Source organism: Streptomyces kaniharaensis (assembly GCF_009569385.1).
GTDB classification, from domain to species: Bacteria; Actinomycetota; Actinomycetes; order Streptomycetales; family Streptomycetaceae; genus Kitasatospora; species Kitasatospora kaniharaensis.
Map to the genome: position 1 here is coordinate 3,561,378 of NZ_WBOF01000001.1, position 21,839 is coordinate 3,583,216.

The window sequence follows — 21,839 nt, forward strand, 5'->3', positions numbered from 1 at the left end:
GTCTCGTCAGGCCTCGCCGAACTCGGCGTCGATCAGCCGGAAGACCTCGTCGGCGGTCGTGGCCGCCTCGATGAGATCGTTCTTGCTCTGGCCGCCGCCGCCATCGGTGAGGGCGGCCAGCAGCGCGCGCAGCTGTCCTGCGACCCGCTGCTGCTCGCCGGGTTCGGCTGCGGTGAGCAGGCCTTCCAGCTTCTTCAGCTCCTGGTCGATCAGCGGCTCCGTGGCGGCGCCGCCGATCTCGGAGAGGAGCAGCTGGGCGATCGCCGCCGGCGTCGGATGGTCGAAGATCAGCGTCGCGGGCAACCGCACCCCCACGGCCTGGTTCAACCTGTTGCGCAACGTGACGGCGCCCAGCGAGTCGAACCCGAGCTCCTGGAACGGCCGGTCCGGCTCGATCGCGGCGGCGGAGGCGTGGCCGAGGACGGCCGCGACCTGCGCCTGCACCAGTTCGAGAACCACCCGTTCCCGGCCGATCTCGGCCACCCCGGCCAGCCGCTGCGCCAGCGACGGGCCCGCGGGCTCCGCGCGTCGTGCCGGCATGCGCACCAGTCCGCGCAGCAGGGCGGGCAGCTGGTCCGCCCGCGCCTGGACCCGCAGCGCGGCCATGTCCAGCTGGGCCGGGACCAGCAGCGCCGCATCGAAGTCCCCGGCCTGGTCGAACAGTTCCAGCCCGAGCTCGGCCGACAGCGCGACGGAGCCCATCCGCTCCAGCCGGGCGAGCTCGGCTTCGCCGAGGTCGCCGGTCATGCCGGTCGCGTCCGCCCACAGGCCCCAGGCCAGGGAGGTGGCCGGCAGGCCGGCCGCGCGCCGCTGGTGTGCGAGGGCGTCGAGGGAGGCGTTGGCCGCCGCGTAATTCGCCTGGCCGGGGCTGCCCACCAGCCCGGCCATCGAGGAGAACAGCACGAACGCCGACAGGTCCGTCCCGGCGGTCAGTTCGTGCAGGTGCCAGGCCGCGTCGAGCTTCGGGCGCATTACCCGGGCCAGCCGCTCGGCGGTCAGCGCCTCGACCACGCCGTCGTCCATCACGCCCGCCGCGTGCACGACCGCCGTCAGCGGCCGCTCCAACGAGCCCAGCAGCTCGGCCAGTTGGACGCGATCGGACACGTCGCAGGCGGCGACCCGCGCCCGGGCGCCGAGCGTCTCCAGCTCGGCGACGAGCTCGTCCACGCCCTCGGCGGCCGGGCCGCGGCGGCTCACCAGCAGCAGGTGCTGCGTGCCGTGCCGCTCGACCAGGTGCCTGGCGAACAGCGCGCCCAGACCACCCGTACCACCGGTGATCAGCACCGTGCCGTCCGGATCCAGGGACCACCCCGTACCCGGTGCCGCCGTCTCGGCGCGCACGAGCCGCGGCGCCAGCACCTCACCCTTGCGCACCGCCAGTTGCGGCTCGTCGAGGTCGAGGAGCGACTCCCATCCTGGCTCGCCGTTGCCGTCGAGGTCCACCAGGATGAATCGCCCGGGGTGTTCGGACTGGGCGCTGCGGACCAGGCCCCATACCGGGGCCTGCGTCACGTCGGGTGTCTCGTCGCCCACCGCGACGGCGTTGCGGGTCACGAGGACCAGCCGTGCGTCGCCCAGCCGGTCGCTGGCCAGCCAGCGTTGCACCAGTTCCAGCGCGCGGCCCGCGGTCATCCGGGCGGCCTCGGCCGCGTCGCCGGTCCGGGCAGGGGTGTCGAATCCGGCGAGGACCGCGTCCGGCACTGCCGCGCCGTCGGCGAGCGCCTTCTCCAGCGCGTCCAGATCCGCGAACCGCTCACCCAGATCGGCCAGCTCTCCGAGGATCGCCACCCGCGCCGGCGCAGGCGACTTCCCGGCCGCGACGGCGGCCCAGTCGACCCGGTACAGCGAACGCTGCCCGCTCCGGCGGGCGGCCTCCAACTGCGCCTGCTCCACCGGACGGACGTCGAGCCGCTCCACGCTCGCGACCGGCAGGCCGTCCTCACCGGCGATCTCGAGCCGCAACGCGGTCTCACCGGCCAGGCCGATCCGCACCCGCAGCCGGGTGAGGCCGGCGCGCTCGATCCGCACCCCGGACCAGGAGAACGGCAGCCCGCCCTGGGAGTCGGTGCCCTCGTCGAGCATGCCGAGCCCGCCGTGCAGCGCGGAGTCGAACAAGGCGGGGTGCAGGCAGAACCCCCGGGCGGAGCCTGCGACCTCCGGCAGCTCCAGTTCGGTGTAGACGTCCTCACCGAGGCGCCACGCCGCCTGCACGGCCCGGAAGGCGGGGCCGTAGTCGAAGCCGAGGTCGGTCAGGTGCGCGTGCTCGTTCACGCCGGCGTAGAGCGTTTCGACGGGGACGGGCTGGGCGCCGGGTGGCGGCCACTGTAGGGGGAACGGGGCCGGGGCTTTGGCGTGGGTGGTCAGCCAGCCGCGTGCGTGGCAGGTGGTTTCCGGTTGTCCGTCCTGGCTGTGGGTTTCGGGGCGGGAGAAGACGGCGATTTCGCGGCGGCCGTCGTCGCCGGGCTGGCCGACGGTGACTTGGAGGTGGCGTGCGGTGTCCTCGTCGAGGATGAGTGGGGCTTCGATGACGAGTTCGTCGAGGACGGGGCAGCCGGCGGTGGCGCCGGCGGTGAGGGCCATGTCGACGAGGGCGGTGCCGGGGACCAGGACCATGCCGAAGACGACGTGGTCGCGGGTCCAGGGCTGTGCGTCGATCGACAGGCGGCCGGTGAACAGCCATTCGTCGCGGTCGCCGAGTTGTGCGGCGGCGGCCAGGACGGGGTGTTCGACGCGGTGGAGTCCGGCCGCGGTGGCGTCCTGGGTGCCTGCGCTGGGGGTGAGCCAGTACCGTTCGCGCTGGAACGCGTAGGTGGGCAGCGGTACTTGCTGTGCGCCGCTGGCGGCGAAGTACGCGGGCCAGTCGACGGCGACGCCGCTCACGTGGGCCTCGGCGAGCGAGGTCGTGAACCGTCGCGGACCGCCCTCGTCACGGCGCAGCGAACCCACCACGGAGACCCGGTCGTCGGCGTCCTGCGCCTCGACGACGTCCTCCACGGCCATGGTCAGCACCGGGTGCGGGGACATCTCCAGGAAGCAGCCGGTGCCGTTGTCGATCAGCGCGCGGATCGCCGGCTCGAAGCCGACCTGGCCGCGCAGGTTCCGGTACCAGTAGGCCGCGTCCATCGCCGAGGTGTCGATGAACCCGCCGACGACGGTGGAGTAGAACGGGACCCGGCCGCTGGTCGGCTCGACCGGGGCGAGCACCTCCAGCAGGTCGGTCTCGATGATCTCGACCTGCGCGGAGTGCGAGGCGTAGTCGACCTTGATCCTGCGCGCCCGGATGCCGTCGCGCTCGCAGGCCTCGAACACCTCGTCCAGCGCGGCGGGTTCGCCCGCGACGACCACGGCGGCGGGGCCGTTGACGGCAGCCACGGAGAGGCGGCCGTCGTAGGGCTTGAGCAGTTCCTCGATGCGGTCGACGGGCAGGGGGACGGACATCATGCCGCCCAGGCCTGCGAGCCGGTCGCGGACGAGTTGGCTGCGCACCGCGACGATCCGGGCCGCGTCGCGCAGCGACAGGCCGCCCGCGACGTAGGCGGCGGCGATCTCGCCCTGGGAGTGGCCGACCACGGCAGACGGCTCGACGCCGTACGAGCGCCACAGCGCCGCCAGCGACACCATCACCGCGAACAGGGCCGGCTGCACGACGTCCACCCGCTCGAACGTGGGCGCGCCCTCGCTGCCGCGAAGGACGTCCTCCAGCCTCCAGTCGACGAACTCCGCCAGCGCCTCACCGCACGCGGCGATCTCCGCCGCGAACACCGGTGAGGAATCGAGCAGTTCGACCGCCATGCCGACCCACTGCGCCCCCTGACCGGGGAACACGAACACGGGCTTGTTGCCGACCGCCTGGCCCTCGACGACGTTGGCGGCAGGCTCCGCGGTGGCAAGGGCCGCCAGCCCGGCGAGCAGCTCCTGACGGTCGGAGGCCACCACCGCGGCGCGGCGCTCCAGCTGCGCTCGCGTCGTCGCCGCCGAGAAGCCGGCGTCCAGGACTGAGACGTCCGGCTGCGCGAGCAGGTGTGCCCGCAGGCGGTCGGCCTGTTCGCGCAGCGCCGCCTCACTCCGGCCGGACACCACCACCGGCACCGCCGCCAGCGGACGGGGATCGCCCTGGAGCGGCGCCCGGTCCTCGACCGGCGCCTCCTCCAGGATGACGTGCGCGTTCGTGCCGCTCACACCGAAGGACGACACACCCGCACGCCGCGGCCGCTCCGAAGCCGGCCACTTCTGCGCCTCGGTCAGCAGCTCGACCTCGCCCGAGGCCCAGTCGACGTGCGGCGACGGCGCGTCCACGTGCAGCGTCCGCGGCAGCACGCCGTGCCGCATCGCCATGACCATCTTGATCACGCCGGCCACACCGGCCGCCGCCGAGGTGTGCCCGATGTTGGACTTGACCGAGCCGAGAAGCAGCGGGCCATCGGTCCGCTCGCGCCCGTAGGTCGCCAGCAGCGCCTGTGCCTCGATCGGGTCACCGAGCTTGGTGCCGGTGCCGTGGCCCTCGACGGCGTCCACGTCGGCCGCGCTCAGCCCGGCGTTTGCCAGCGCCTGCCGGATCACGCGCTCCTGCGACGGGCCGTTCGGCGCGGTGAGCCCGTTGCTCGCACCGTCCTGGTTGACCGCGCCGCCGCGGATCAGGCCCAGGACGCGGTGACCGTTGCGGCGCGCGTCCGACAGCCGCTCCACGACGAGCAGACCCGCGCCCTCGGCGAACCCGGTGCCGTCCGCGGAGGCCGCGTACGCCCTGCAGCGCCCGTCCGGCGACACCGCCCGCTGGCGGCTGAACTCCGTGAGCAGGTACGGCCCCGCCAGCACGGTCACGCCGCCGACCAGCGCCATCGAGCACTCGCCGTTGCGGAGCGCCTGCGAGGCCACGTGGAGGGCCACCAGCGACGAGGAGCACGCGGTGTCCACCGACACCGCGGGCCCTTCCAGCCCCAGGGTGTAGGAGATCCGGCCCGACGCCACGGCGGTCGTGTTGCCGGTCAGGCGGTAGCCCTCCATCTCCGCCGTCATCGCGTCGCCGTAGTCCGTGGTGACCACGCCGCAGAAGACGCCGGTGTCGCTGCCGCGCATCGACGTCGGGTCGATGCCGGCGTCCTCGAACGCCTCCCAGGCCGTCTCCAGCAGCAGCCGCTGCTGCGGGTCCATCGCGAGCGCCTCACGCGGACTGATCCCGAAGAACTCCGCGTCGAACTCGCCCACCCGGTCCAGGAACCCGCCGCCACGGGTGGACACCTTCCCGAGCTGGTCGGGGTCCGGGTCGTAGATGTCGCGGTCCCAGCCGCGGTCGGTCGGCAGCCCCGACACGGCGTCACGGCCCGACGCGACCAGCTCCCACAGCTCGTCCGGCGAGGTCACCCCGCCGGGGTAACGGCAGCTCATGCCGATGATCGCCAGCGGCTCGTCGGTGGCCGTCCGTCGCCGAGGGCGCGCCGCGGGGCGCGGCGCCTGCGTGACGGCGCCGACCTCGGTGAGGATCAGCCGGGCGACGGCCAGCGGGCTCGGGTGGTCGAAGACCAGCGTGGCGGGCAGCCGCACCTCGGTGGCCTGGGTGAGCCGGTTGCGCAGTTCGACCGCGCTGAGCGAGTCGAACCCGAGGTCCTTGAAGGTCCGTTCGGCGCCGATCGCGGCGGCGGACGCGTGCCCGAGGACGGAGGCGACCTGCGCCTGCACCAGTTCGAGCACCACCCGTTCCCGGTCGGCCTCCGCCACCTCGGCGAGTCGCTGCGCCAGCGACCCGCCCGCTGCGGCGTGCCGTGCCGGCACCCGGACCAGTCCGCGCAGCAGTGCCGGCAGCATCCCGGCCCGCGCCTGGACCCGCAGCGCGGCCGGATCCAGCCGCACCGGCGCCAGCAGCGCGGTGTCCGCGCCGAGGGCCCGGTCGAACAGGTCCAGCCCGAGCTCGGTCGGCAGCGCGCCGACGCCCATCCGCTCCAGCCGGGCGAGCTCGGCCTCGTCCAGCTCGCCGGTCATGCCGGTCGCGTTCGCCCACAGGCCCCAGGCGAGCGAGGTCGCCGGGAGCCCTGCCGCGCGCCGCGTCGCCGCGAGCGCGTCGAGGGCGGAGTTGGCGGCGGCGTAGTTCGCCTGGCCGGGGCTGCCGATCAGCGCGGCCACCGAGGAGAACAGCACGAACGCCGACAGGTCCCGGTCCTTGGTCAGCTCGTGCAGGTGCCAGGCCGCGTCCGCCTTCGGACGCATCACCCGGGCCACCCGCTCGGCGGTCAGCGACTCGACGACACCGTCGTCCAGCACGCCTGCCGCGTGCACGACCGCCGTCAGCGGCCGCTCCAACGAGCCCAGCAGCTCGGCTAGTTGGACGCGATCGGACACGTCGCAGGCGGCGACCCGCGCCCGGGCGCCGAGCGCCTCCAGCTCGGCGACGAGCTCGTCCACGCCCTCGGCGGCCGGGCCGCGGCGGCTCACCAGCAGCAGGTGCTGCGTGCCGTGCCGCTCGACCAGGTGCCTGGCGAACAGCGCGCCCAGACCACCCGTACCACCGGTGATCAGCACCGTGCCGTCCGGATCCAGGGGCGAGCCCGTACCCGGTGCCGCCGTCTCGGCGCGCACGAGCCGCGGCGCCAGCACCTCACCCTTGCGCACCGCGAGCTGCGGCTCGTCCGAAGCGAGCAGCCCGCTCCAGTCCGGCTCGCCGTCGCCGTCGAGGTCCACCAGCAGGACGCGGCCCGGATGCTCGGACTGGGCACTGTGCACCAGGCCCCACACCGGGGCCTGCGCCACGTCGGGCGCTTCCTCGCCCACCGCGACGGCGTTGCGCGTCGCCACGACCAGCCGCGCGTCGGTCAGCCACTCGCTCGCCAGCCAGCGCTGCACCAGCTCCAGCGCCCGGCCCGCGGTCACCCGCGCGGCCTCCGCCGCATCAGCGGCACCGGACGGGGCCTCGATCGCGGCGACGACCGCCTGCGGCGCCTCGGCGCCGTCGGCGAGCGCCTCCTCCAGCGCGGCCAGATCGGTGTAGTGGTGCTCTTCGCCCGTGTCGCCCGCGCCCAGGAGCGCGATGCGGACCGGCCCGGCGGAGTCCTCGGCGGTGACCGCGGCCCAGTCGACCCGGAACAGCGCGTTCTGCCTGCCTCGCCCGGCACCTTCGAGGTTCGCCTGCTGGACGGGGCGCACGATGAGGGAGCGCACGGAGACCACCGGCGTCCCGTCCGCGTCGACGGCGTCCAGCCGCAGCGAGGTGCCGCCGGTCATGGTGGAACGGACCCGCAGCCGCGTGGCGCCGGTGCGGTCGAGCTGCACGCCGTTCCAGCTGAACGGCATGAGGTGGGCGCCGGCACCGTTCTCGGTGAGCAGGATGACGCCGCTCTGGAGGGCGGAGTCGAAGAGCGCCGGGTGGATGCCGAAACCCTCGTGGCCCTCGGGCAGGGTCACCTCGGCGTAGGTCTCGTCGCCGGCGCGCCAGACGGCCTCGACGCCGTGGAAGAGCGGGCCGTAGTCGTAGCCGATGTCGGCGAGGCGCGTGTACAGCTCGTCGACCGGGATCGGCTCGGCGTCCTGCGGCGGCCACTGCGCCGGCCAGTCCGCGACGGGCGCGGCGTCGGCGCCCAGGACGCCCCGGGCGTGGCAGGTGATGTCCCGGTCGCCGTCCTCCGTGTCGGTTTCCGGGCGCGAGTAGAGCGCCACGTCGCGGCGGCCGTCGTCGTCGGGCTCGCCGACGGTGACCTGCAGCTGCCGGGCGACACCGTCCTCGAGGATCAGCGGCGACTCGAGCACCAGCTCGTCCACCACCGGCACGCCCACCCGGCGGCCGGCGGCGATGGCCAGTTCGACCAGTGCCACGCCGGGCACGACCATGGTGCCGAGGAGGACGTGCTCGGCGGCCCAGGGCTGGGTCTCGGTGGAGACGCGGCCGGTGAAGACCCACTCGTCGCGGTCGCCGACGGAGATCGCCGCCGCCAGCAGCGGGTGGTCCATGCGGCCGAGTCCGGCCGCGACGGCGTCCGCCGTTCCGGCGTTCGGGGCCAGCCAGAAACGCTCGCGCTGGAAGGCGTAGGTCGGCAGGTCGACGGTCCTGGCGCCGGTGCCGGCGTAGAAGGCGTTCCAGTCCACGCCCGCACCGGCGGTGTGGGCCCGGCCGAGGAATCCGGCGAAGGTCTCCCGCTCGTCCTGCTTGGCGCGCAGCGCCGCCGCGAACACGGCCTCCGCGTCCTCGTCGACGCACTGACGGGCCATGGCGGTCAGCACAGCGTCGGGGCCCAGTTCCAGGAAGCGGCGGACTCCCAGCTCCCACAGGGTGTTCACGCCATCGGCGAAGCGGACGGCCTGGCGGACGTGCCGGACCCAGTACTCGGCGTCGAAGGCCTCGACCAGGCTGCCGGTGACGTTCGAGACCACCGGGATCTGCGGCTCGGCGTACGTCAACCTCCGTGCGACCGCACGGAATTCGTCGAGCATGGGCTCCATGCGGGGCGAGTGGAAGGCGTGCGAGACGCGCAGGCGCGTCGTCCTGCGGCCCTCGACCTCGGGCAGCCACTCCTCGACGGCGTCCTCGTCGCCCGAAACGACCACCGCGGTGGGGCCGTTGACGGCGGCGATCTCCAGTCGGCCCTCGAAGCCGGCCAGCGACTCGGCGACGTCGGCCTCGCCGGCCTGCACGGCGACCATCGCGCCGCCGGCGGGCAGCGCACCCATCAACCGGCCGCGTGCGACGACGAGTTCGGCGGCGTCGGCGAGCGACAGCACCCCGGCGACGTGTGCGGCGGCGATCTCGCCGACCGAGTGCCCGACCAGGTAGTCGGCCCGCAGGCCGAGCGATTCGGCCAGGCGGAACAGCGCGACCTCGACGGCGAACAGCGCGGCCTGCGTGAACTCGGTGGAGTTCAGCTCCTCGCCGCCGCCCGCGATCAACTCCCGTACCGAGCGCCCCAGTCGTGGGTCCAGCTCCGCACACACGTCGGTCAGTGCATGGTCGAACACCGGGAACGCGCCCGTGAGTTCGAGGCCCATGCCGGTGCGCTGCGAGCCCTGGCCGGTGAACAGGAACGCCGACTTCCCGCCGACAGCACCCACACCCGCCGCGACCTGGGCCAGGCGCTCGATCAGCTCGTCGCGCCCGGAGGCCACGACCACGGCGCGGCGCTCCAGCAGCGCCCGCGAGGCGACCGACGAGAACCCGAGGTCCGCGACCGACGCGTCCGGGTCGGCGGTCACCCGCTCGCGCAGCCGCTCGGCCTGCGCCCGCAGCGCCGCGTCGGTGCGCGCGGACAGCACCACCGGCACCGCGCCGGCGGGCCGGGCGACCTCGCCCTCGGGGGTCTCGGCCGGCTCGTCCGCCGGCGCCTCCTCGACGATGAGGTGCGCGTTGGTGCCGCTGACGCCGAACGACGACACGCCCGCCCGTCGCGGGCGCTCGCCCGCCGGCCAGGGACGCGCCTCGGTCAGCAGCTCGACCCGCCCGGACTCCCAGTCCACGTGCGGCGACGGCTCGTCCACGTGCAGCGTCCGCGGCAGCACGCCGTGCCGCATCGCCATCACCATCTTGATCACACCCGCCACACCGGCCGCCGCCGACGTGTGACCGATGTTGGACTTGATCGACCCCAGCCACAGCGGGTCGTCCCCGGCCCGCTCCCGCCCGTAGGTCGCGAGCAGCGCGTGCGCCTCGATCGGGTCGCCGAGCTTGGTGCCGGTCCCGTGGCCCTCGACGGCGTCGATCTCCGCCGGCGACAGTCCGGCACTGGCCAGTGCCTGCCGGATCACCCGTTCCTGCGACGGCCCGCTCGGCGCGGTGAGCCCGTTGCTCGCACCGTCCTGGTTGACCGCGCTGCCGCGGATCAGGCCGAGGATCTTCCGCCCGTTCCGCCTGGCGTCCGAAAGCCGCTCCAGCACCACGAGGCCGACGCCGTCGGAGAACCCGGTCCCGTCGGCATCCGACGAGTACGCCTTGCACCGCCCGTCCGGCGCGAGCCCGCGCTGACGGCTGAACTCCACGAACAGGAACGGCCCGGCGAGCACGGTCACACCGCCCGCGAGCGCCAGCGAACACTCACCGGAGCGCAGCGCGTTCGCCGCCAGGTGCATCGCCACCAGCGAGGACGAGCACGCGGTGTCCACCGACACCGCCGGGCCTTCCAGGCCCAGCGAGTACGCGACGCGCCCCGACATCACGCTGCTCTGGGTGCCGGTCACCCGGAACCCCTCCAGCTCCGGCAGCGTGGACGGCCCGTAGTCCGAGGAGACGGTGCCGGCGAACATGCCGGTGTCGCTGCCCTTCAGACTGGACGGGTCGATGCCCGCGTCCTCCAGCGCCTCCCACGCGGTCTCCAGCGTGAGCCGCTGCGTCGGGTCCATCGCCAGCGCCTCACGCGGACTGATCCCGAAGAAGTCCGCGTCGAACGTCGTCGCCGTGTCGACGAAACCACCCTCGACGGCGTACGCGCTGCCCGGCCGCTCCGGGTCCTGGTCGTAGAGCCTCTCCAGGTCCCAGCCACGGTCGGTCGGGAACGGGCCCATCCCGTCCCGGCCCTCGGCGACCAGCCGCCACAGCTCCTCGGGCGAGGTCACCCCGCCCGCGAACCGGCAGCTCATGCCGACGATCGCGATCGGTTCGACGTCACGCTGCTCCAGATCGCGCACCCGCCGGTTGGCGGTGCGCAGTTCGGTGGTGACGCGCTTCAGGTAGGTGCGGAGTTTCTGCTCGTCGCTCATCGGTCCGCCCACCGGTCCGCTGCGGTCGTCGTCCATCTTCCCGGTCATGCGGATCCGAGCTCCTTGTCGATCAGGTCGAACATGTCGCTGTCAGAGACGAAGTCGAGGTCGTCTTCGAAGGTGTCGTCGTCGGCGGCGTCCTCGGTGCCGGTCACGCCCAGCAGGGCCCGGAGCCGGTTGCTGAGCGAACGCAGCCGCGGTTCGGCGTCCGCGAGTTGCTTCTCGTGGCCGGAGACCGTGATCAGCAAAGCTTCCAGCCGCTGCAGCTCCTGATCGAGCGGCGAAGGCTGCTCGATGCCGCCCGTTCCACCGACCAGGGACAGGATCGACCGCGCCGCCTCGAGCGGCGTCGGGTGATCGAAGACCAGCGTCGCCGGCAACCGGAGCCCGGCCACCTGACTGAGCCGGTTACGCAGCTCGACCGCGGCCAGCGAGTCGAACCCGAGGTCCTTGAAGGCGCGTTCCGGATCGATCGCCGTGCCGGAGGCGTGGCCGAGGACGGCCGCGACCTGCGCCTGGACCACTTCGAGGACGACCTGCTCCTGGTCGGCCTCGGCCACCGCGGCCAGCCGCTGCGCCAGCGACCCGCCCGCGGATTCCCTCCGTCGGGCCGGGGTGCGCACCAGACCGCGCAGCAGCGCCGGCAGCATCCCCGCCCGCGCCTGCATCCGCAGGGCGGCCAGGTCCAACTGGATCGGCACCAGGAGCGCGGCGTCCAACCGCAGTGATTCGTCGAACAGTTCGAGGCCGAGGTCGGCGGAGAGCGCGCCGATGCCCGTCCGCTCCATGCGCGCGAGGTCGGCCTCGTCCAGCTCGCCGGTCATGCCGGTCGCGTCCGCCCACAGGCCCCAGGCCAGGGAGGTGGCCGGCAGCCCTGCCGCGCGCCGCTGGTGTGCGAGGGCGTCGAGGGCGGCGTTGGCGGCGGCGTAGTTCGCCTGACCGGGGTTGCCCAGCTGCGCGGCGGCGGAGGAGAACAGCACGAAGGCCGCCAGCTCCATTCCTGCGGTCAGCTCGTGCAGGTTCCAGGCGGCGTCCACCTTCGGGCGCATCACCCGGGCCACCTGCTCCGCGGTCAGCGACTCGACGACACCGTCGTCCAGCACACCCGCCGCGTGCACGACCGCCGTCAACGGCCGCTCCAACGAGCCCAGCAGCTCGGCCAGTTGGCCGCGATCGGACACGTCGCAGGCGGCGACCCGCGCCCGGGCGCCGAGCGCCTCCAGCTCGGCGACCAGCCTGTCCACGCCCTCGGCGGCCGGGCCGCGGCGGCTCACCAGCAGCAGGTGCTTCGCTCCGCGCCGCTCGACCAGGTGCTTGGCGAACAGCGCGCCCAGACCACCCGTGCCACCGGTGATCAGCACCGTGCCGTCCGGATCCGGCGCCGCGGGTACGGTCAGCACGACCTTGCCGACGTTGCGCCCCTCGCGCAGGTGGCGGAAGGCGTCCTGGCCGCGGCGCACGTCCCACGAACGGATCGGCGAGGGGGTGAGCACCCCGCGCTCGAACAGCTCGGCGATCTCGACCAGCATCTGCTGGATGCGCTCCGGCCCGGCGGCGGCCACCAGGTCGTACGCGCGGTAGTGCACGCCGGCGTGCTGCCGGGCGACGGCCTCCGGGTCGCGCAGGTCGGTCTTGCCCATCTCCAGGAAGCGGCCGCCGCGCGGCAGCAGCTCCAGCGAGGCGTCGACGAACTCGCCGGCCAGCGAGTTGAGCACCACGTCCACGCCCGCGCCGCCGGTGGCCTCCCGGAACGCGTCGCGGAACCCGAGGTCGCGGGAGTTGGCGATCCGCTCGGCCGGCACGTCCAGGGCGCGGACGGCGTCCCACTTGCCGGGGCTCGCGGTCGCGAAGACCTCGACGCCGAAGTGGTGGGCGAGCTGGATCGCGGCCATGCCGACGCCGCCGGCGGCCGCGTGCACCAGCAGCTTCTCGCCGGCCCGCAGGTCGGCGAGGTCGACCAGCCCGTAGTACGCCGTCAGGTAGACGACGGGGACGGCGGCGGCCTCGGCGAAGGTGAGACCGGCCGGCATGGGCGCGACCGTCCGCCGGTCGGCCACCGTCACCGGCCCGAACGCGTCCGTGACCAGGCCGAACACCCGGTCACCCGGCACCAGGTCCGTCACCCCGGAGCCGACCTCCAGCACGACGCCTGCCGCCTCACTGCCCAGCGGCGCCTCGCCCGGATACATCCCGAGCGCGATCAGCACGTCCCGGAAGTTCAGGCCCGCGGCCCGCACTCCGATCCGCACCTCACCCGCGCCCAGCGGCCGGCCGGCCTCGGACGGGACGATCGCCAGGTTCTCCAGCGACCCCTTCCGCGTGATCGCCAGCCGCCACAGGTCATCGGCTGCCGCCGCGGGCGCACGCCCGAGTCGCGGTGCCGTCAACCGGCCTTCGCGCACCGCCAGTTGCGGCTCGTCGAGGTCGAGGAGCGCCCCCCACTGCGGCTCGCCGTTGCCGTCGAGGTCCACCAGGATGAATCGCCCGGGGTGTTCGGACTGGGCGCTGCGGACCAGGCCCCATACCGGGGCCTGCGTCACGTCGGGTGTCTCGTCGCCCACCGTGACGGCGTTGCGGGTCACGAGGACCAGCCGTGCGTCGCCCAGCCGGTCGCTGGCCAGCCAGCGTTGCACCAGTTCCAGCGCGCGGCCCGCGGTCATCCGGGCGGCCTCGGCCGCGTCGCCGGTCCGGGCAGGGGTGTCGAATCCGGCGAGGACCGCGTCCGGCACGGCCGCGCCGTCGGCGAGCGCCTTCTCCAGCGCGTCCAGATCCGCGAACCGCTCACCCTGCGCCGTCAGGTCGCCGAGGGCCGCCGACTCGCCGAGGACGGCCAGCCGCACGGGCTTCGGGGACTCGGCCGCGACCTCGGCCCAGTCGACCTGGAACAGCGAATTCCGCATGGTGCGCTGGGCGCTCTCGAGCTGCGCCGGTTCGGTCGGGCGGAGGGCGAGGGCGCCGACCGCCACGACGGTGGCACCGGTGTCATCGACCGCGTCGATCCGCAGGGCGGACCCGCCCGCCGAGCCGATCCGCACCCGTACCCGGGTGAGGCCCGTCCGGCCGAGCTGCACGCCCGACCACGAGAACGGCAGGTCGACCGACGATCCCGCGTCCTTGTCCAGCATCACGCCGTGCAGCGCGGCGTCGAACAGCGCCGGATGGACGCCGAATCCGTCGGTTCCGGCGTCGTCGGGCAGCGCCACCTCGGCGTACACCTCGGAGCCGCTGCGCCACGCCGCCTGCACACCCTGGAACAGCGGCCCGTAGTCCAGGCCGAGGTCGGCCAGTCGCGGGTAGAGCGTTTCGACGGGGACGGGCTGGGCGCCGGGTGGCGGCCACTGTAGGGGGAACGGGGCCGGGGCTTTGGCGTGGGTGGTCAGCCAGCCGCGTGCGTGGCAGGTGGTTTCCGGTTGTCCGTCCTGGCTGTGGGTTTCGGGGCGGGAGAAGACGGCGATTTCGCGGCGGCCGTCGTCGCCGGGCTGGCCGACGGTGACTTGGAGGTGGCGTGCGGTGGCCTCGTCGAGGATGAGTGGGGCTTCGATGACGAGTTCGTCGAGGACGGGGCAGCCGGCGGTGGCGCCGGCGGTGAGGGCCATGTCGACGAGGGCGGTGCCGGGGACCAGGACCATGCCGAAGACGACGTGGTCGCGGGTCCAGGGCTGTGCGTCGATCGACAGGCGGCCGGTGAACAGCCATTCGTCGCGGTCGCCGAGTTGTGCGGCGGCGGCCAGGACGGGGTGGTCGACGCGGTGGAGTCCGGCCGCGGTGGCGTCCCCGGTGCCTGCGCTGGGGGTGAGCCAGTACCGTTCGCGCTGGAACGCGTAGGTGGGCAGCGGTACTTGCTGTGCGCCGCTGGCGGCGAAGTACGCGGGCCAGTCGACGGCGACGCCGCTCACGTGGGCCTCGGCGAGCGAGGTCGTGAACCGTCGCGGACCGCCCTCGTCACGGCGCAGCGAACCGACGACGCCGACGCGGTCCTGTGCACCGTGGGCCTGGGCCGTCTCCTCGACGGCCATCGTCAGGACCGGGTGCGGGGACACTTCGACGAAGAAGGTCACGCCGTTGTCGATCAGTGCGCGGATCGCGGGCTCGAAGCCGACTCGGCCGCGCAGGTTTCCGTACCAGTACCGTGCGTCCAGCGTCCTGGTGTCGACGAAGCCGCCGGTGGCGGTCGAGTAGAACGGAATCTGCCCGGAGACCGGCGCGATCGGCGCGAGCACGTCCAGCAGTTCCGTCTCGACGGCCTCGACCTGCGCCGAGTGCGAGGCGTAGTCCACGTTGATCCTGCGCGCGCGCACGCCGTCGCGCTCGCAGGCGGCGATGAGTTCGTCCAGTGCCCCGGGTTCGCCGGCGATCACCACCGTCGCGGGGCCGTTCACCGCGGCGACCGAGATCCGGCCCCGGTAGGGCTGGAGGAGTTCCTCGGCGCGTTCCACGGGCAGTGCCACGGAGACCATGCCGCCCCGGCCGGCGAGCCGCTCGAGGACCAGCCGGCTGCGCAGGGCCACGATCCGGGCCCCGTCCTGCAGCGAGAGTCCACCCGCGACGCACGCGGCGGCGATCTCGCCCTGGGAGTGGCCGACCACGGCAGACGGCTCGACGCCGTACGAGCGCCACAGCGCCGCCAGCGACACCATCACCGCGAACAGCGCCGGCTGCACGACGTCCACCCGCTCGTACGACGGCGCACCCTCCACCGACCGCAGCACGTCCTCAAGACGCCAGTCGACGAACTCCGACAGCGCCTCACCACACGCGGCGATCGACTCGGCGAACACCGGCGAGGAGTCCAGCAGCTCGACCGCCATGCCGACCCACTGCGCCCCCTGACCGGGGAAGACGAACACGGCCTTGCCGTTCCCCGGCCGACCCTCGAGCACATGCGCGGCGGGGTCGGCCGCGGTGAGGGCCGCCAGACCGCTCAACAGCGCACCGCGGTCCGGAGCCACCACGACCGCGCGGTGCTCCAGCTGCGCCCGCGTCGTCACCGACGAGAAGCCGATGTCCAGGACGGAGACGCCCGGCTGGGCGATCATGCGGGCCCGCAGGCGGTCGGCCTGTTCGCGCAGCGCCGCCTCACTCCGCGCGGAGATCAGCACCGGCACCACCGACGGCGGCTGGGCCGCGTTCCCGTCCTCGTCCGGCTGCGGCTCCTCGATCGGCGCCTCCTCCAGGATGACGTGCGCGTTCGTGCCGCTGATGCCGAACGAGGACACACCCGCGCGCCGCGGTCGCTCCGTGGCCGGCCACTTCTGCGCCTCGGTCAGCAGCTCGACCTCGCCCGAGGCCCAGTCGACGTGCGGCGACGGCGCGTCCACGTGGAGGGTGGCGGGCAGCACCTCGTGCCGCATCGCCATGACCATCTTGATCACGCCGGCCACACCGGCCGCCGCCATCGTGTGCCCGATGTTCGACTTGACCGAGCCGAGACGCAGCGGGCCGTCCGACCGCTCGCGCCCGTAGGTCGCCAGCAGGGCTTCCGCCTCGATCGGGTCACCGAGCTTGGTGCCGGTGCCGTGGCCCTCGACGGCGTCCACGTCGGCCGCGCTCAGCCCGGCGTTCGTCAGTGCCTGCCGGATCACGCGCTCCTGCGACGGGCCGTTCGGCGCGGTGAGCCCGTTGCTCGCACCGTCCTGGTTGACCGCGCTGCCGCGCACGAGGGCCAGGACGCGGTGACCGTTGCGGCGGGCGTCCGACAGCCGCTCCATCAGCAGCAGTCCCGAGCCTTCGCCCCAGGCCACGCCGTCCGCGGCCGCCGCGTACGCCCTGCACAGCCCGTCCGGTGACAGGGCCCGCTGCCGGCTGAACTCGATGAAGTTGTTCGGCCTCGGGTGCACCGTCACGCCGCCGACCAGCGCCAGCGAGCACTCCCGCGCGCGCAGGGACTTGGCCGCCAGGTCCACGGCGACGAGCGAGGAGGAGCACGCGGTGTCCACCGACACCGCGGGCCCCTCGAACCCGAACGTGTAGCTGAGCCGGCCCGAGGCGACGCTGCCGGCGGCGGCGGTCGGGAGGTAGCCCTCGATCTCGGCGCTCCGGTCGCTCATCCCCGCGACGAAGCCGTAGTCCTGGAACATCACGCCGCAGAAGACGCCGGTGTCGCTGCCCTTGAGGGCCAGCGGGTCGATGCCGGCGTCCTCGAACGCCTCCCAGGCCGTCTCCAGCAGCAGCCGCTGCTGCGGGTCCATCGCGAGCGCCTCACGCGGACTGATCCCGAAGAACTCCGCGTCGAACTCGCCCACCCGGTCGACGAATCCACCGCTGCGCGTATAGGAGGTGCCCGGATGGTCCGGGTCCGGGTCGTAGAGCCGCTCCAGGTCCCAACCGCGGTCGTCCGGAAACTCGGAGATCCCGATGCGCTCCGCCGCCAGCAGCTCCCACAGCTCCTCCGGCGACGTCACGCCACCCGGGAAGCGGCAGCTCATGCCGACGATCGCCAGCGGCTCGCCCGCACGGTCCAGAAGCTGCTGGTTCTGCCGCCGGAGGCGCTCGGTTTCCTTGAGCGACTGCCGGAGGGCCCCGACGATGTCCTTCTTATCGGCGGCCATGCCTACTCCTTCACGTCTGGGCGCACGGCGGCAACCAGGTCCTCGGCTGCTCTCATGCCACGCTTTCGTGGGCCGTCTGGATCAGGGTTTCCGGTAGCGATGTGACCGATCGACGCAGCCACCCCGGCCGTCGGCACGCTGTCGTGCACCCCGGCCGCCGGCACACCGTTGTGCCGGCATTCCCCCGCCATGGCATTCCCCCGCCATGGCAATTCCCCGTCTTGGGCCGATGTCCGCAGGCCCGCAAGTGACGGTACGCATCTTCGTGTGCGGTCATGAGAGCGTTGTCCGCTACCTGCCAATGTGATCGAGATTGGAACTGGCCAGGGTGTTCGCAGGCGGCCGATGACCGGCGAGGCGGGAGTTCACGGCGAAGCCCTGCCGAAGCGTGATCAACATCGCTGTCAGCTTCTGGCCAGTGGTCTGGACCGGCACTGAAACAACGGCGTGGTGAACGACGTCGACGTGAAGTGGCCGACGACGTCAGGCAGTTCGGGTGCGCCAGATTTCCGCCGATCCCCGTGCGTCGATAGCGACCCGATGTGACGAACCGATGTAAACGAACAGCGTCCCGCTCCGGAGAGGCGTTGGTGTCGCTTCTCCGGAACGGGACGCTGGGGCGGACGGGCGCAGCCGTCGCCCGTTGGTCGTCAGTGCTCGCCGCCTCCGGGGACCGCCTCGATCATCGAGAAGGCCATCGGAGCGGGCAGCAGGGCGAACCGGGTCACGGTGAAGCCGGCCCGCGCGCAGAGGCCTTCGAACTGGGCCCTGGTGCGTCCCCGGGCCGCGCCGATGAGGTGCATGTGGAGATCGCTGAGGTACATCGTGTCCGGGAGAGAGCCGTCGACGGTGTCGGGCATGACCGGATCCACGATGAGCAGGCGGCCGTGCGGGGGCATCGCTCGCCTGATGTTGCCGAGGATCGTGACGGCGCGCTCGTCGTCGGCGTAGTGCACGACGTTCTTGATCAGGTAGAGGTCGGCACCGGCGGGCACCTCGGTCGCGAGGTCGCCGGAGACCACGGTGCAGCGGTCGGCGACTCCGGCCGCCGCCAGGGTCCCTTCGGACATGCCGACCGCCGCGGCGGTGTCGTACAGGATGCCGCGCAGGCCCGGATGGGCGGCGAGGACGGCGGCGAGCACCGCGCCGTTGCCGCCGGCGACATCGGCGACGGTGCCGAAAGCGCCGAAATCGTAATGGTGCGGCAGCGCTTCCGCGGTCTGCACGGCACTCTGCCGCAACGTGGCGGGGAAGTTCTTCGACAGTTCCGGGTCGCCCCCGACGTATTCGAAGAACGACTTTCCGAAGACGGTGCCGAAGGTGGAACCTCCGGTGCGTACGGCGGTGTCCAGTTCGCGCCACGCCGCCTGGATCGCCGGATCGGTGAACATCCGGGTGAAGGAGTTCAGCGAGTCGGCGCGATCGGTCCGCAGCAGGGCGCCGACCTCGGTCAACCGGAAGTGCCCGGACTCCGCCTGGGTCAGGACCCCGAGCGCGGTGAGCGCACTGCACAGCTGGGTGGTCACCGCAGCATCCGTGCCGAGCGCGGCGGCGATCTCGGTGCCGGTCAGCTCGCCGTCACCGAGGGTGTCGGCCACCCCCAGACGCGCCGCGGTGGACACCGTCTGCATGGCCATGTGCCCGAATGCCAATTCGAACAGTCGTTGCTTGTGCTTCGCTTCAGTCATTGACGCCTTCCTCATCGTGCGGTGCTTGCCGTCCTGGCGCTCACTTCAGGCGCACCGGCAGGGAACCGAAACCGCGCATGAAGCCGATCCGCCAGTCGGGGAAGAACTCGGGATCCGCCAGCCGCAATCCGGGGAACCGCTGCAGCAGCTGGGCGAACGCGACGTTCGCCTCCAGCCGGCCCAGCGGGGCGCCGAGGCAGAAGTGGATACCGTGCCCGAAGGCCAGGTGCTTGGGGCTCTCGTCCACCTCGTGCAGCCGGGGCGGCTCGTCGTTGTACGCGGGGTCGTGGTTGGCCGCGTCGAGCGAGACGCACACGAGCTCTCCGGCCGGGATGGTGACACCGCCGAGGCTGACGGCCTCGCCGGTGTACCGCATCGTCGCCCAGCCGACCGGACCGAAGCGCCGGAGCACCTCCTCGGTCGCGGCGGGGATCCGGTCCGGGTGCGCCCGCAGCCCCTCCAGCGCCTCCCGGTCCCGAAGCATCAGGTAGACGCCGTTGCCGATCAGGTGCAGCGCCGTCTCGTGCCCGGCGACCAGCAGCAGGAACGCCATCGCGATCAGCTCGTCCGGGCTGAGCTGATCACCGTCCTCGCTGTCGGCGATCAGCCCGGACAGCAGGTCGTCACCGGGTTCGGCGCGTTTGGCCTGCAGGAGCGCGGCCAGGTAGTCGCTCATCTGCTGCGAGACCGCGGCCATGTCGACGCTGGGATCGGCGTCCAGCAGGATCCTGGACCACTCCTGGAACTTCTCCCGGTCGTCGAACGGCACACCGAGCAGTTCGCAGATCACCATGACCGGCAACGGCGCCGCCAACGCCTCGATCAGGTCGACTTCGTCCTGGCCGTCCATCCGGTCGAGCAGGCCCTCGGTGATCTGCTCGATGCGCGGCCGCAGGGCGGCGACCCGTCGTCCGGTGAACTCCCGGCCGACGAGCTTGCGCAGCCGGGTGTGCACGGGCGCATCGCTGTTCAGCATGTGCGAGCTCAGCAGTTCCGAGGCGCCGGCGCCCCGCCCGTCCGGCGCGGCGCGGCGCAGGATCTCGTAGAGATCGGTGACGTTCTTGCGCATCCGCGGATCCGCGAGCGCGGTGCGGGCCTCGTCATAACCGGTGATCAGCCAGTGCGGCAGACCATTGGGCCGGCGGACCCGGAAAACGGGACCGTTCTTGCGCCAGCGCCGGTAGTACTTGTGCGGGTCGTCGAAGAAATCCGTGCCGATTGCCTCTTCCTGCACGGATCCGCCGAACTGATTCATCGTCCTTTTCCCCCTGAGATCACTTGTCTGATGGCGGACACGGTGCGGCCCGTACCGGCCGCACCGCGTCGGTTCCGTGCGTGCGCACGGTGGAACCGGTCTGCGGCCTCTTAAGGTCTGGGGAGGTCCGCGGGGTCGGTGAACCAGTCCTCGACGGCGACGTCACAGGACTTCAGGATGTAGGCGAGCATCGAGTACGCGCCGATGATCGCCAGCACTTCCAGCATCTGCTGGTCGTCGTACGCCGACGAGAGCTGCTGCCACGTCCGGTCGGACAGCGCGGCCCGCGGGCCGCGCAGCTCGTCGACCGCCCGCAACAGGGCGGCATCGTGCTCGGACCAGCCGGGGGCGTCCGGGCCGGCCGGGACCCGGGCGATCTCCTCCTCGGTGATACCGGCCCGGGAGCCGATCGCCACGTGGTGGGCCCACTCGTAGTGCGACTGCAGGAGGTACCCCACCCGCAGCACCATCAGCTCCCGGTCGCGCAGGGGCAGCTTCCCCTGGCCGAGCGTGGAGAGCATCGGGTTCATCCCGGACAGCAGCGCGGGGTGGTTGCCGATGACGCCCAGGACGTTGGGCACGGGGTTGCCGACCATGTGGGCCAGCGGACCATCGGGGTCGGTCTGGACCTCGGCGGGCATCCCGAGCAGCGGACGGACCTGCGCCGCGGGCGCGGGAGCCATCCGGGGCGCGGTGCTCTGACTCGTCATGCGGTCACCTCGGCTTTCAGGGACTCCTCCAGCTCCACCATGTGGTGCAGGCACTGGAGCGGTCCCGGAGTGCCGTCACCGTTGAGTTCGCGGTGGACGGCACCGATGTTGAGGACGAGGCGCTCGGCGTTCTCGAAGTCGGCGAACCTGCTGAAGTCGAATTCCCGAGCCGCCTCCAGGGGGGACTTGCCCTGCTGGTGGGCGGCGGTGGCGTGGGCCTTCACCTGCTCCAGGTAGTCGCGGACCTGGACGACCTCCTGCTTGCCGCCGACCGGGCCGTGGCCGGGGACGACGAACTCGGGGTCGAGTTCGAGGATCGTGTCGCAGGCGCGGATGCAGTTGTCGACGGGGCCGGAGTGGATGACGCCGTGCGTGCCGAACATGAGCAGGTCGCCGGCGTACACGACCCGTGCATCGGGAACGTGGACGATGACGTCGCCCACCGTGTGGGCCGGGCCGGCCTCGATCAGCCGGACGATCCGTTGGCCCACGGTCAGCTCGAGCTCCCCGTTGAACGTGATCGTCGGGTAGGTCGGGGTGATGCCGGAGAAGTCGAACGGCTCCAGGTGCCTGCGCAGCCGGGGATCGGCGTCGGGGGCCAGGAGCGGGGACGTTGTCTCCGGACCGGCGTGGCGCATCGCCCGCGCCGCCGCGATGGAGGACACGATCATGGCGTCCCCCACGAGCTGGTTGCCCCACCAGTGGTCACCGTCGTGGTGGGTGTTGACCACCCAGCAGATGTCCGCGGTGGGCACCGCTTCGGCGATGGCGGACAGCATCTGCCGGGTCTGGCCGAGGGAGAACAACGTATCGACGAGCAGTGCTTCTTCACCGCTGTGCACCAGGCCGGCGTTGCCGAACCCGGTGGCGCAACTGCCCTGCAGGTAGGCGAACGTCTGTGGCGCGAGCTGGTGCACGCCGGTGGTGAACGGAACGGACACAGGTATCTCCTTGTTCAATGAATATCCGC

The 21,839-nt window shown here is 72.8% G+C and carries 6 protein-coding genes; all 6 read right to left on the reverse strand.

Going from position 1 to position 21,839, the window contains the following annotated elements:
- Positions 1-6: 6 nt before the first annotated feature.
- The 6 genes from F7Q99_RS16280 to F7Q99_RS16305 all read right to left on the reverse strand — a co-directional run bounded on the left by F7Q99_RS16280 (position 7) and on the right by F7Q99_RS16305 (position 21,810).
- On the reverse strand, positions 7-10,716 hold the full coding sequence (locus F7Q99_RS16280) for a type I polyketide synthase (RefSeq protein WP_230210238.1): 10,710 nt from the start codon (positions 10,714-10,716) through the stop codon (positions 7-9).
- Positions 10,713-17,216 (reverse strand): type I polyketide synthase, encoded by a 6,504-nt coding sequence (locus F7Q99_RS16285; protein WP_153462264.1) that lies wholly within the window; start codon positions 17,214-17,216, stop codon positions 10,713-10,715. The genes F7Q99_RS16280 and F7Q99_RS16285 overlap by 4 nt, the downstream gene beginning before the upstream one ends.
- A 650-nt stretch (positions 17,217-17,866) precedes the next feature.
- Positions 17,867-18,904: a methyltransferase gene (locus tag F7Q99_RS16290; RefSeq protein ID WP_195911084.1), complete on the reverse strand. Its 1,038-nt coding sequence runs from the start codon at positions 18,902-18,904 to the stop codon at positions 17,867-17,869.
- Between the two features lie 40 nt (positions 18,905-18,944).
- Entirely contained in the window at positions 18,945-20,159 is a 1,215-nt protein-coding gene (locus tag F7Q99_RS16295) for a cytochrome P450 family protein (protein ID WP_153462268.1), read from the reverse strand.
- A gap of 110 nt (positions 20,160-20,269) precedes the next feature.
- Complete coding sequence (locus F7Q99_RS16300) at positions 20,270-20,869, reverse strand: carboxymuconolactone decarboxylase family protein (protein WP_153462270.1); 600 nt, start codon at positions 20,867-20,869, stop codon at positions 20,270-20,272.
- Positions 20,866-21,810 carry an MBL fold metallo-hydrolase gene (locus tag F7Q99_RS16305; RefSeq protein WP_195911085.1) on the reverse strand — a complete coding sequence of 315 codons (945 nt, stop codon included), beginning with the start codon at positions 21,808-21,810 and terminating at the stop codon, positions 20,866-20,868. Before F7Q99_RS16305 ends, F7Q99_RS16300 begins: the two co-directional genes overlap by 4 nt.
- Positions 21,811-21,839: the final 29 nt, after the last annotated feature.